Source organism: Stenotrophomonas sp. MH181796, from assembly GCF_009659995.1.
Lineage (GTDB): Bacteria > Pseudomonadota > Gammaproteobacteria > Xanthomonadales > Xanthomonadaceae > Stenotrophomonas > Stenotrophomonas riyadhensis.
In genome coordinates, this window is record NZ_RAHU01000002.1 from 96761 (window position 1) to 110242 (window position 13482).

Below are 13482 nucleotides of genomic sequence, written 5' to 3' on the forward strand. Positions count from 1 at the left end.
GCGCCCGCGGGCGACCCATGCTAAAAAACGCCCGCCCATCGCTTAGATCGATCCAAGACGACGTTGCGATGGCCGGGAGTTGGGGGAGCAGCAACAGGACGTACCAGGCCACGCGCACGGTGCTACTGCCACTGCATGGCAATAGCGACAATGTCACTTCAAATTAGATCGATTCAAGTTGTCCGTGCCACGTCACCGGATCAATCCAGGAGAGAGGGAGAGATGGGAATGAAGCATTCAACACGTACGCACGGCCAGGACGCCTTGTCACTGGCCATCGCGCTGGCCCTGGTCGCCGCCGTCATTCCGGCCGGCGCCGCCGCGCAGCAGGCCGCTTCCACCGGCTCGCAGGACGCCACCAACCTGGACAGTGTCCAGGTCACCGGCTACCGCTACGCCATTGAAAAGAGCCTTGAGCAGAAGCGCGACGCCAACGCCGTGGTCGAAGTGATCACCGCCGAGGACGTCGGCAAGTTCCCCGACAAGAACGTGGCCGACGCACTGCAGCGCGTGCCCGGCGTGGTCATCACCCGCAGTGGCGGCGAAGGCAAGAGCGTCAGCGTGCGTGGCCTCGCACCCGACCTGACCCTGACCCAGTTGAACGGCAACTACGTGGCCACGTCGGAAACCAACGACGAAGCCACCCGTTCGTTCAACTACACCCTGCTGCCGTCGAACATGCTGTCCAGCGCCGAGCTGTTCAAGTCGCCGGAAGCACGCATCGATGAAGGCGGCATCGGCGGCACGGTCATCCTGCACACCCGTCGCCCGCTGGACATGGAATCCAACTCGGGCTTCGTCACGCTCGAGGGCACCTCCTCCGATACCCACCACGATATCGACCCGCAGGCCTCCGCGCTGTATTCGTGGCACAGCAAGGACGAGCGTTTCGGCGTGCTGGTCGGCGTGACCCAGCAGAAGCGCACCACCCGTACCATGGAAGCCAGCACCGAGGACTACCAGTGGTATGGCGCCGGCAAGGCGCGTGATGCCTATGGCAACGTGCAGGCGCAGGATGGCATCCACTACTGGTGGGGCAGGTCCGGCTTCAACAACCAGACCGGCGGCAACTACAGCGATTTCTTCATGCCGACGTCGGTCAACTTCGCGGTGAAGGAAGAAAAGCGCGAGCGCAAGGGCGGCCAGCTGACCTTCCAGTTCAAGCCCGTCGACAACGTCACGATGACGGCCAACTACTTCCGCTTCGAGCTGCAGGGTGACTACACCCAGAACATGCTGAAGATTCCGGAATGGAGCATGGCCCGCTTCAACGGCGACGGAAACTGGGCCGGTGGCCGCCTGCTCAATGGCCTGGACTTCGATCCCAGCGGCAACACCGTTACCGGCGCCCAGTTCGAAAAGCTGGCCGGAAAGACCTACTACTGCAGCGAAGACCAGGCCAAGGCCGCTGGCCTCAAGCCCGGCGGCTGGGGCCCGGACGACTGCACGGTTCCGACGCCGCAGCTGACCGGTGGCTACAGCAAGGAAAAGGCGCTCTCGCAGACTGCCGACCTGACCATCGACTGGGACATCAGCCCGCTGTGGAAGGCCTCGTTCACCGGTGGCCGCACCTGGTCCGAAGGTGGTCCGTCGATGAACTTCCGCATGTCGGCCAAGCCGCGCCGCAAGGTCGGCAACGACTACCTGCCGGGCAACCTGTACAGCGCCTGGGACCTGACCGGCACGCCCTCGGCCACCTTCTCGCCCGACCTGCAGCAGCAGCTGATGAACGGCATCGCCGAAGTCGACACCGGCTCGACCGATTCGTCGTGGAAGCGCACCGAGGTCAAGCAGAACTACTTCCAGGCCGACGTCACCAAGCTGTTCGAGTCCGGCTGGCTGGACTCGATCCAGTTCGGCGCCAAATACCGTGACGGCAAGGTCCATCGCAATACCGGCAACACCTACTGGACCTGTCAGGGCCGCGATCCTGCCGACTATAAGGACGGCCGCTACCAGGCGGGCTGCGACCCGACCGCCGGTGATGCGCAACCGGGCTTCTTCCTGTCCAACCCGATCAGCAACATCGCCGGCGGCTTCAACGCCAATGTGTTCCCGGGCATCAACTACCCGGCCTACATCGACTACCTGAACAAGACCTACGGCGGTTCGCACAACCGTACCGAGGAAGACTTCGTCTACAACGTCAACGAGAAGATCTACTCGGGCTACTTCCAGGCCAACTTCCGCACCGAACGCGTGCGCGGCAATGTCGGCGTGCGCGTGGTGCGCACCAAGCAGTTCGCGCAGTCCTCCGACTCGATCGAGAAGTTCAACGACTACTTCCTGGACAACGCGTCGGGCGCACCGATGGCGTGCACCGATCCGGCCGCTGCGGCCTACCCGACCTACAGCTGCGAGAGCGGCTTCGTGCGCCTGCCGTACGATCTGGCGCAGAGCAAGACCTACAGCCTGATCGGCGTGGATCGTACCTACACCGACGTACTGCCGAGTTTCAATATCGCCTGGGACATCACCGACACGCTGGTGCTGCGTGGTGCCGCATCGAAGGTGATCGCCCGCCCTGGCTACACCGACATCGCAGCACCGGGCGCACTGAGCTACTACAGCGAGGAGTACGTCAATGATCGCCGCGTTGCCGGTGGCGCATCGACCGCAGGCTGGGTCGGCCAGGGCAGCAACAAGCAGCTGGAACCGTTCAAGGCCACCCAGTTCGACCTGGGCCTGGAGTGGTACTTCCAGCCGGGCGCGGTCGCCGGCGTCGGCCTGTTCCGCAAGAACGTGGACAACTTCACCCTGCCGGTGGTGCGCGACACGCCGATGGTCATCAACGGTGAAGCGGTGAACGTGCAGCGCTACCAGACCCAGGCCAATGGCCGCGATGGTGTCTCGCAGGGCGTCGAGCTGTATGGCCAGTACACCTTCGAATTCGGCTTCGGTGTGCAGGCCAACTACACCTACAACGACACCAACCTGGCCTCGATTGTTCTGGACGGGCAGGAAATCGGCTCCTCGCCGCTGGTCGGCAGCGCCAAGAACCAGGCCAACGTGACGGTCTTCTACGAGAACGAGAAGTTCCTCGCGCGCGCCTCGTTCAACCGTCGCGGCCAGGTGGTCGGAGGACTCAACAACGGCCTCACCATTTACACCGAGCCGTATGACCAGCTGGATCTGAACGTGGCCTACAACCTGACCCCGGACTGGACCCTGACCGCCTCGGTGATCAATGCCACCAAGTCCGAGCAGCGCGTGCACCTGGGCAGCGACACCAAGGCACGCCTGATCTCCAATATCTATGCAGGCCGCCAGCTGTACTTCGGCGCTACCTGGAAGTTCTGAGGCACCACGGGTTGCCCGGGCCCGCCCGGCGCAGCCCACGCCCCGCCCTGGCGGGGACGTTCCTCCACGGCAGCCACGCTGGTACAGGTGGCTGCCGTTTTTTGTCGGCGCCTTGCCTGTCGTTCAGCCCGGCGCTTGACCCTGCCATCGTTGGAAGGTGCACACTGGCTCCATCCCAAGAGCACCGAAGGAGCTACAGATGGAATTCCATGTTGAAGGCATGACCTGCGGCGGCTGCGCGCGCAGCGTGACCAAGGCGATCGAGCTGGTCGATCCGCAGGCCAGCGTGCAGGCAGATCCGGCCAGCCGTCGCGTGCAGGTGCAGACCTCGGCCAGCGAAGCGCAGATCGTGGCGGCGCTGACCGATGCAGGCTTCCCGCCGCGCACGGCCTGATTCCCTGCCCTGCGCCTGCAACGAAAAACCCGCCCGGTGCAGCTGCACCGGGCGGGTTTTTTCATGCATGCAACGCCAGGTCAGTGCTTGTGCGTGCGGCGCCGTACTGCACCGGTCTTCGCGGTCTCCGGCGGTGCCAAGGTCTCTTCGTCTTCGCCCAGCCGCTGCAGGATCGGGCATTCCGGGCGCTCATCGCCCGCACAGCAGCTGATCAACGACTTCAGCGTGTCGGCCATCTGCCGCATGCTTTCGATACGCTGCTCCAGGTCGGCGATGTGCTGTTCGGCAAGTTGCTTGACGTCGGCACTGTGCCGCGAGGTGTCGTTCCACAGGCCGAGCAGATCGGTGATCTCGGCCACCTGGAAGCCAAGATCGCGCGCCCGCCGAATGAAGCGCAGGCGGTGGATGTCCGCCTGCGAATATGCCCGGTAGCCGGACTCGGTGCGATCGGCCGCAGGAATCAGGCCGATCTGTTCGTAGTAGCGGATCATCTTCGCCGAAACGCTGGACGCCTTGGCGGCTTCACCGATGTTCATGCGGTTCTCCTTCAGTGGCTCGCAGCGGGGGCATCCGCCATCGGCGGCTGGAAGCGGCGCAGGCGCAGTGCGTTGCCCAGCACGAACACGCTGGACAGTGCCATCGCACCGGCGGCGAACACCGGCGACAGCAGCACACCCCATACCGGGTACAGCACGCCGGCCGCCACCGGAATCAATGCGGTGTTGTAGGCGAAGGCCCAGAACAGGTTCTGCCGGATGTTGCCCAGCGTTGCCTTCGACAGTGCGATGGCATTCGGCACGCCCTGCAGGTTGCCCGACATCAGCACCACATCGGCCGACTCCACCGCGATATCGGTGCCGGTACCGATCGCCAGGCCGACATCGGCTTCGGCCAGTGCCGGCGCATCGTTGATGCCGTCACCAACGAAGGCGACATGGCCATGGGTGGCCTTCAAACGGCGCACCGCTTCGACCTTGCCTTCCGGCAGCACCTCGGCAACGACTTCATCGATACCGAGCTGGCGTGCGATCGCCTGCGCGGTGCCGGCATTGTCACCGGTGATCATCGCCACCTTCAGGCCGAGCTGGTGCAGTGCCGCGATCGCGGCCGGCGTGCTCGGCTTGATCGGATCGGATACTGCGATGATTGCGGCCAGGCGACCGTCGATGGCGGCATACAGCGGCGACTTGCCCTGCACGCCGAGCTCGGCCGCCAGCGCCGCAAATGCAGTGATGTCCACGCCCAGGTCGCGCATGAAACGATCGGCGCCGACCTCCACACGCGCACCCTCCACGCTGGCGCGTACACCCATGCCGGTGACCGATTCGAAGTCGACCATGGCCGGCACTGCGATGCCATGCTCGGTGGCTGCATCAACGATGGCGCGGGCGATCGGATGCTCCGAGCGCGATTCCACTGCAGCAACCGCGGCCAGCACCCTGGCGCGATCAAAACCGTCGGCGATCTCCAGGTCGGTCAGGCGCGGACGACCTTCGGTCAGCGTGCCGGTCTTGTCCACCGCCACCACCTGCGCGTCCTTCAGCAACTGCAGTGCTTCACCCTTGCGGAACAGCACGCCCATTTCGGCGCCACGGCCGGTACCGACCATGATCGACGTCGGCGTGGCCAGACCCATTGCACACGGGCAGGCGATGATCAGTACCGCCACCGCATTGACCAGCGCGAAGCTCAGCGCCGGCGATGGGCCGAAGATCAACCAGACCGCGAAGGTCGCCAGTGCGGCCAGCATCACCGCCGGCACGAACCACAGGGTGACCTTGTCGACCACCGCCTGGATCGGCAGCTTCGAGCCCTGTGCCTGTTCGACCATGCGGATGATCTGCGCCAGCATGGTCTGCGCGCCCACCGCCGTGGCACGCACGGTCAATGCACCTTTCTGGTTGACCGTGCCGCCGACCACGCTGCTGCCCGGCTGCTTCTCGACCGGAATCGGTTCGCCACTGATCATCGACTCGTCGATGTAGCTGCGGCCCTCGATCACCTCGCCATCGACCGGCACGCGCTCGCCCGGGCGCACTTCCACCACATCGCCGCTCAGAACCTCGTTGACCGGGATCTCGATCGTGCGGCCGTCACGGATCACATGCGCGACCTTGGCCTGCAGGTTGACCAGGCGCTTGATCGCCTCGGAGGTACGGCCCTTCGCGCGCGCCTCAAGGAAGCGGCCGAGCAGGATCAGCGCGACGATCACTGCCGCTGCTTCGTAGTAGACGTTCACCGTGCCCGGCGGCAGCAACCGCGGTGCAAAGGTCGCCACCACCGAGTAACCGAACGCTGCGGCGGTACCCACCGCCACCAGCGAGTTCATGTCCGGTGCCAGCCGCAGCAGTGCCGGGAAACCCTTCTGGTAGAAACGGCGGCCGGGAATGGCCAGCACCAGCAGGGTCAGTACGAACTGCAGGTACCAGCTGGTCTGCATGCCGAGGGTGGCCATCACCCATTCGTGCATGCCGGGAATCAGGTGCGAACCCATTTCCAGCACGAACACCGGCAGTGCAAGTGCGGTGGCCACGATCAGGTCACGTTTCAGTTCGGCGCGCTCGGCATCCTTCTTTTCCGCCGCTTCGTCATCGGACTGAACGCCTGCTTCGATGGCACGGGCGGCATAACCGACCTTGTCGATGGCCGCTACCAGCGCATCCACAGCGGCCACGCCGCGCACCGTGGCGCGTTCGGTGGCCAGGTTGACGCTGGCCTGGCTGACGCCCGGTACCGCCAGCAGCGCGCGTTCGACGCGGCCGACGCAGGAGGCACAGGTCATGCCTTCCACTGCCAGCTCGATGGTGCCGGCCGGCACGTCATAGCCCACCCGCTCCACCGCCTGGATCAGCGCGGCGCGATCGACCGGACCGGACGGGCGGATATCCGCGCGCTCGGTGGCCAGGTTGACCGAAACACTGCCCACACCTTCGACCTTGGACAGCGCCGCTTCGACACGGCCGACGCAGCTGGCGCAGGTCATGCCCTCGATGGGCAGGCTGATGGTGGAGGGACTGGCGGGGATTGCGGTGGCGCGGGGCGTGCTCATGATCGGATTCCCGGGGTTCCTTCTGGATGCGGACAGGCTAAACCTTGCCATCGTGGGAAGGTCAAATCCAGCCACCCCGGGGTTCATGAAGGGGTTCATCCACGCATGGCGTGGATCTACCGGGCGGACGGGGGCGCCTTGCGGATCAAGGCCCGACGCCCCCGCCGTCCACCTCAGAAGGTGAACACGTATTCCAGCGCGAACTCGCGGCCAACCGCGCCGAGCAGGCGGGTCGGGGCGAAATCGTAGTCCAGCTTGTACGGGTCCTTGTGGTTCCAGCTGGCGGAGTTGAACGCGTTGTTGACGTAGACGTTGACCTTGGCGTGCTCGGTCACCTGGTAGCCCACGTTGAAGTTCCAGGTGATGAACGGCCCCACCCGCCCGTAGTAGCGCGCCGTCTGCTGGCCGGCGTTGGGATTCGGGTTCGGCGAACCGTCCGGGCGCGTGGCCGGCTCCAGGCAGTTGAGCGACGGGCTGTCGCTGGGCACGTAACCATCGGCGAACGGCAGGCAGCCGCCAGGATTGTCCAGGCGATCGGTGCCCCAGTGGTAGCGCACGCCCGGCACCGAACCGATGCGATCGGCATAGACGTTGGCATTCCAGTTGCCACGCTGCCAGGCCAGGCTCGCGCGCAGCTTGCTGCGCAGGTCGCGGTCACGACGCTCCGGGTTCGGATCGTTGGCGTAACGCTGTTCCTTGGTCGAGATCTGGTTGGTGTAGTTCAGGCCGAGCTGGAAGTTGCCCCACTGCGCGGTTTCCAGGCGATAGCGCGCGGTCAGGTCGATGCCGCGCACTTCGCGGCTGGCCAGGTTGAAGGGGCCGCGCTCGATCGATACCAGGCGACCGTTGCTGTCACGGTTCACGCGGGCCAGGATGCCGGCGCAATACTCGCCACCGGCCGGATTGGCCCACGGCGTACCGTCCATGTTCTTGCCGGTCAGGCAGCCCGCTTCGCTGGCCAGCACCTCGTCGGCGCCAACGTCAACGATCATGTCTTCCAGCTTGATCGCCCAGTAATCCGCACTGACCGACAGATTGGGCATCACGTCCCAGACGAAACCGACCGTCCACGAATCACCGGTCTCCGAGCGCAGCAGCGGCGTGCCACGCCGGTTCACGTCGAACGTGTACCAGACATCGGTATTGCCCACGCCACAGTTGTTGACCAGGTACGCGCCGCTCTGGATGCAGCGCAGGCGATCATAGGTCTGCACTTCGGAGCTGCTCGGTTGACCGAGCAGATAGTGCATGTCCGGCGCATGGAAGCTGGTGGCATAGGAGCCACGCACCAGCAGCGACTCCACCGGGCGCCATTCCAGGCCGACATTCCAGGTGGTCTCCTTCTGGCTGCCGATGTCCAGCGCTTCGCCGCTGTTGTCAGCCTTGTAGCTGCCATAGCGGTCATAGCGCGCGGCCGCAGTGGCGGTCACGCTTTCCAGCAGCGGAATCTTGAACTCGACGCCAGCCGAATAGCGGGTGCGCTCGCCGCCACCGCGATCGACGTTCTGCAGGTCGAAGTCGATGCCGGCGCGCGGGTCGGGACTGAGGTGGTAGCCCTGCTGCGCAACTTCGGCCACCGCCGCGAACGAGATCGGGCCGGCCCAGCCCTGGAACAACTCGCCGGTGATGTCCGCCGACGCCTGGTTGACCCATGAGGACGCACGGTTCTTCGCCACCGTGCCCATCTGCCAGTACTGGTCCGGCGTCAGCGGGTTCCACCAGCGCGATTCGTTCAACGCATAGATCGCCTCGCCGTCGGCGGTAGTGCCCAGCTTCGGGCCGAGGAAATAGTCGTACGACTTCTGCTTGTCGACCACGTTCTGCCGCTCTTCAACGCGGTAGTAGGAACGCCCCACCGTGGCACTCCAGTCAAAGCGGTCGGCCAGGCGCCCGCGCAGGCCCGCGCTCCAGTCCCAGGACAGTTCACGGTTGGTGTTGCGCAGCGTATCCAGGCCACCCACCTCATTCGGGGTGAACTGACGCACGCCCAGGATCGGGCGATTGCGGTTGGCATCCCAGTAGTAGCCGTTGTCATCGTCGATCAGCGACACGCTGGGCGGATTGGTGCCCCAGATCGCCTCGGAGCGGTACACCGCCAGGTTGGTCCAGGCCTGCAGGTCGTTGCTGAAATCGAAGGTGGCATACAGGTTGCCGGACACGTTCTCGGCACCCCCGGTGAGCAGCCAGTTGGCGTAGTCGGCGCTCATGCCGCACAGGCGGCCGGTGTTGGTGATGGTGTTGGCGGCGTAGTTGTAGACCAGGCGATCGGCGGTGTAGTACTCGCCATCGAACTTCTCGCAGGTGCCGGTGGGCGGCGCCAGGCGCTGGCCGGTGGTCGGATCGATCAGCGCCAGGCCGGCGGTGGGACGGAAGCCGACCTTGCGTTGTTCCATGTTCCAGGACGGGTACGGCGCATCGTCGGCATCGTCCATCTGCGGGCGGTCACGGCCGAACAGCGGATCGCGCTTGGTGTACTGCAGCGCGTAGGTCACGCTCCAGTTGTCGCCGGTCTTGCCGCCGGCCCAGGACAGATCCCAGGTATCGCGGCCGCCTTCGGTGGAGGTGCCGCCGCGAACGCGCACTTCGTCGCCGTCGTAGTTGGTCTTCAGGATGACGTTGACCACGCCGGCGATCGCATCGGAACCATAGATGGCCGAGGCGCCACCGGTCAGTACTTCGATGCGCTCGACTGCGGCAGCGGGAATGTTGCCGTAGTTGGAGAAGTTGGTTTCGCCGCCATAGGGCAGCGGGTAGTCGGCCACACGGCGCCCGTTGACCAGCAGCAGCGAGCGGTTCGGGCCCATCCCGCGCAGGTTCAGGCCGCTGGCATTGGGCGTGTGCGAACCCCACTGCGAGGCCGCCTCAACGGTACCGGTCGCTTCGGTGAGGGTCTTCAGCGCGTCGTACACGCTGACGAAGCCTTCCTTCTGGATCTGCGCGGCGGTAATCACGTTGACCGGCGCCGGGCCTTCAACGCTGGCGCGTTTGATGCGCGAGCCGGTGACGGTGACCGCGTCGAGATCCTTGGTGGACGAGTTGGCGGCCTCCTGCGCACTGGCCGCCAGGGGCAACAGGGCCAGGATCAACGCCTGGGACAGCAGGTGACGACGCTTGCGAACGATCTGAGCCATGGGTGGTTGCTCTTCGAAAGTGTGGACGCACGGACGGGTGGTGGCGCGGCACTGCGACTGATCCGGGGACCTGGATCGGTTCAAGACCGATACGGCGCCCTCCACTGTGGATCGATCCAAACTAAAGCACAGCTGAACCACGCCGGGCATGCGGCGACGCAGCAACAGCCTGCGCAATGCCGCTATCGGCCGCAGGTATCAAGAATAATCAAAGGGTTGCGAAACATCGCGGAGAGAACGGTGCACGAAGTGATGACACGATTGCGACAGACGCGCGCGGAACGGTTTTGTCCGTGGCGGGTAGCCGTAAGGGGTCGGATCCCCTCGCAGAGGGGCTCTGACCCGATTGCGTCGACGCGTGCGCATCCAGATGGGGTCAGAGCCCTTCTGCGAAGGGATCCGACCCCGGGCTTGCGATCAGACGTCCAGCGCCTGCCGCAGCGCGGCCACAGTGGCAGTGGCGGTCTGGTTCCAGTCCGGGTCCAACCCTCGCAAAGCCGGGTTCTGGAACTGCATCGCCGAGCGCCGCAGGCCCTTTGCCGAGGCGTGCAATTCGGTGCAGCCGGTCTGCCGTGCAACGGTCGCGATGTTGCCCGGGGCCAATCCGGCGCCGGCCATCACCGCGATACGCCCCGCCGCCTGGCTGACCAGGCCCGCCAGCACATCGGCACCGGCCTCGGCGCTGACCTGGCCACCCGAGGTCAGCACGCGCTGGCAACCCAGCCCGATCACCTGCTCCAGCGCCGCCGGCAGATCGCGGGCAGCGTCGAAGGCGCGATGGAAGGTCACCTGCAACGGCCCGGCAGCCTGAACCAGCTCGCAGCACAGCGCCACGTCGATGCCGCCCTGCACATCCAGCGCGCCGATCACCACGCCATCGCAGCCCAGCGCGCGGCACTGCGCGATGTCACGCAGCATCAGTTCGGTTTCCAGCGCGTCGTAGTGGAAGTCGCCCGGGCGCGGCCGCACCAGCACGAACAGCGGAATCGACAGGCGTTCGCGGGCCATCGCGATGCTGGCGAACGACGGCGTGGTGCCGCCCTCGGCCAGGTTGTCGAACAGCTCGATACGATCGGCGCCGCCGGCCTGTGCGGCCAGCGCCGAGGCCAGCGAGTTGCTGGCGATCTCCAGGGTCCGCCGCGTGCTCACGCCTGGGTGCTCGTGTAGATCGACGGCGAATCACGCAGGTCATCCTGGCGCTGTGCATCGCACACCGCGTAGACGAAGCCGCGATGCAGCGCGTAGGCGCCCACCTCGCCCTGCTTGTTCATGGCCAGGAAGCACACCTGCAGTGTCTTGCTCGCTTCCGGGCGCTTGCGCACCACGCGGTCGATCGCTTCGCGGCAGGCCTGCGCCGGCGAGCGCCCCTGGCGCATCAGCTCGACCACCAGGAACGAGGCGGCGTTGCGGATCATCTCTTCACCCACGCCCGAAGCAGTGGCCGCGCCCACGTCGTTGTCGACGTACAGGCCGGCACCGATGATCGGACTGTCGCCAACGCGACCGTGCAGTTTCCAGGCCATGCCGCTGGTGGTGCAGGCACCGGCCAGATGGCCATTGGCATCCAGTGCCAGCATGCCGATGGTGTCGTGGTTGTCGCTGTTGCCGGGAATGCCACGGCGCTCGGCATTGATCTGCGGCTGGTACTTCTCGGTCTTCAGCCACTCGCGCCAGGCCGCTTCGGCCTGCGGCGTCAGCAGGTGCTTGCGCTCGAAACCCTGCTGCACCGCGAACTGCTGCGCGCCCTCGCCCACCAGCAGCACGTGCGGGCTGTTCTCCATCACTTTGCGGGCCACCGACACCGGATGCAGGATGTCGACCAGCGCCGCCACCGCGCCACAGCGGCCATCGCCGTCCATGATGCTCGCGTCCAGGCTCAGCACGCCGTCGCGATCCGGGTTGCCGCAATGGCCGACGGTGGGGTTGCACAGCTCGCTCTCGGCCCAGCGTGCGCCCGCTTCCACCGCATCCAGCGCGCTGCCGCCCTGCGCCAGTACCTTCCATGCGGCCTGGTTGGCCGGTACGCCGAAGTCCCAGGTCGAAACCACCTTGGCCCCACCCTGCGTGCGCGCCTGCACGCCCGGCAATGCCGCCATGCCTGCGGCCAGTGCACCGGCCTGCAGGAACTGCCTGCGATCCACCATCTTCCCCTCCCAGTCTGCAATGCATGGCCGGCCCGATGCCGGCCCTGCCGATCAGTCGTGCGTAGGCTGCCGTGCGGCATGCCAGACCGCTGCACCGAGCACGCCCAGCTGGCCGTGCTCCACGCGCCACACCGGCACCTGCCGCAGCACCTCGGTCAGCACGCCCTTGTTGAGGAAGCGCTCACGGAAGCGGCCATCGGCCAGGAAATCCTGCACATGCGCGGAAATGCCACCGGCCAGGTATACCGAGCGCGCGCCGACAGCGATCGCCGCGTCGCCGGCCAGGCTGCCCAGCCAGGCACAGAAGACATGCAGCGTCTCCACCGCCAGCGCGTCCTCGCCACTGCGCGCGGCGCCGATCAGTGCCTCGGTGCTGGTCCACACCGGGGTGACGCCGCGCAGTTCGCACAGGCACGGATACAGGTTCATCAGGCCGCTGCCGGACAGCACTCGCTCGTTGTCCACGTGCGCCCAGCGCTGCAGCAGTTTGCCCAGCACCTCCAGTTCCAGCGCGTTGCCGGCGCCGAGCGCGGCATGGCCGATCTCGCTGGCCAGCACCGGGCGCTCGCCATCGGCGAAACGCAGCGCGGCACCCAGGCCGGTACCGGCACCCAGCACCAGCGCCGGGAAGGCCTGCGCCGGATCGGCGTCGCCGTTCAGTGGCACCAGGGTTTCCGGCTGCAGGAACGGGATGGCCAGCGCCACCGCTTCGAAATCATTGATCAGCTGCAGTTCGCGCAGGCCGGACTGTTCGCGCGTGGTCGACAGCGAGACTGTCCACGGCAGGTTCGAGTTGATCAGCACATCACCATCGAGCAGGCCGGCGATGGCGACCACCGCGGTCTGCACCGGCTGGCCGAGGCCACTGGTGAAATCGGCCAGGATCGCGGCCAGGCTGGGATGCTCGGCGCAGGCATAGGTGCGATGGCTGCCCAGCCTGGGCGCCTGCCCGGGCTGCGTCTCAGCCAAGGCCAGGCGGGCGAAGGTGCCGCCGACATCGGCAACGACCAGATGGCGCGGAAGACCGCCGCGGGCGGAGTCGGAGGAAACCGGGGACGCTGCTGCGATGGTCACGCTGGCCTGCTTGGATCGATTGAATCGCCCCGATTCTCAGGCATCGGGGCGGCTTTGCCTAGCGCGCCGATGGTTCAGGTTGGCCTACATGCCTTCCTGTTCGGCCACCTGCACGCCGTCCACCAGCACGCGCAGGCGCTGCGGACGGAAGCCGGCGAACAACAGCGGCCGGGTGCGTTCGACCAGCACCTCGTGGCCGGCGATGTGACGCAGCCACGACTGTACCAGCGAGAACGAGAAGTGGGTGCCCGGATGCAGCGGGTGCTGCACCCAGACCTTCTCGGTGGCGCTCTGCAGCAGCATCGCGCCGGTGAACCAGTGGCGGCTGAGGGTCACCGGCGTGGTGCCGACCATGAAGCGGATATCCATGCGGGGTCCTTTCGCTGGAGC

Annotated in this window: 9 protein-coding genes; 2 read left to right on the plus strand and 7 right to left on the minus strand. The window is 66.1% G+C overall.

Going from position 1 to position 13482, the window contains the following annotated elements; genetic code table 11:
• Positions 1-222 precede the first annotated feature (222 nt).
• A complete protein-coding gene (locus tag D5301_RS04220; RefSeq protein WP_153854916.1) occupies positions 223-3300 on the plus strand; it encodes a TonB-dependent receptor in 3078 nt (1025 codons plus the stop codon).
• Positions 3301-3499: 199 nt separating this feature from the next.
• On the plus strand, positions 3500-3694 hold the full coding sequence (locus D5301_RS04225) for a heavy-metal-associated domain-containing protein (protein ID WP_021204511.1): 195 nt from the start codon (positions 3500-3502) through the stop codon (positions 3692-3694).
• Positions 3695-3774: 80 nt separating this feature from the next.
• Here D5301_RS04225 and cueR read toward each other — a convergent pair whose 3' ends face one another.
• The 7 genes from cueR to D5301_RS04260 all read right to left on the minus strand — a co-directional run bounded on the left by cueR (position 3775) and on the right by D5301_RS04260 (position 13461).
• Positions 3775-4230, minus strand: a complete 456-nt coding sequence (cueR, locus tag D5301_RS04230) for a Cu(I)-responsive transcriptional regulator (protein WP_125892811.1) — start codon at positions 4228-4230, stop codon at positions 3775-3777.
• 11 nt (positions 4231-4241) lie between these two features.
• A complete protein-coding gene (locus D5301_RS04235) occupies positions 4242-6743 on the minus strand; it encodes a heavy metal translocating P-type ATPase (protein ID WP_153854917.1) in 2502 nt (833 codons plus the stop codon).
• A 173-nt stretch (positions 6744-6916) separates the two neighbouring features.
• Positions 6917-9874: a TonB-dependent receptor gene (locus D5301_RS04240; protein WP_153854918.1), complete on the minus strand. Its 2958-nt coding sequence runs from the start codon at positions 9872-9874 to the stop codon at positions 6917-6919.
• 417 nt (positions 9875-10291) lie between these two features.
• A complete protein-coding gene (locus D5301_RS04245) occupies positions 10292-11023 on the minus strand; it encodes a copper homeostasis protein CutC (RefSeq protein ID WP_324187260.1) in 732 nt (243 codons plus the stop codon).
• On the minus strand, positions 11020-12018 hold the full coding sequence (locus D5301_RS04250; RefSeq protein WP_153854919.1) for a N(4)-(beta-N-acetylglucosaminyl)-L-asparaginase: 999 nt from the start codon (positions 12016-12018) through the stop codon (positions 11020-11022). Before D5301_RS04250 ends, D5301_RS04245 begins: the two co-directional genes overlap by 4 nt.
• A gap of 51 nt (positions 12019-12069) precedes the next feature.
• The gene (locus D5301_RS04255) at positions 12070-13092 is read right to left on the minus strand and encodes a glucokinase (RefSeq protein ID WP_180847198.1); all 1023 of its coding nucleotides are present in this window, start codon (positions 13090-13092) and stop codon (positions 12070-12072) included.
• Positions 13093-13176: 84 nt separating this feature from the next.
• Positions 13177-13461 carry a hypothetical protein gene (locus D5301_RS04260; RefSeq protein WP_153854920.1) on the minus strand — a complete coding sequence of 95 codons (285 nt, stop codon included), beginning with the start codon at positions 13459-13461 and terminating at the stop codon, positions 13177-13179.
• Between the last annotated feature and the right edge of the window lie 21 nt (positions 13462-13482).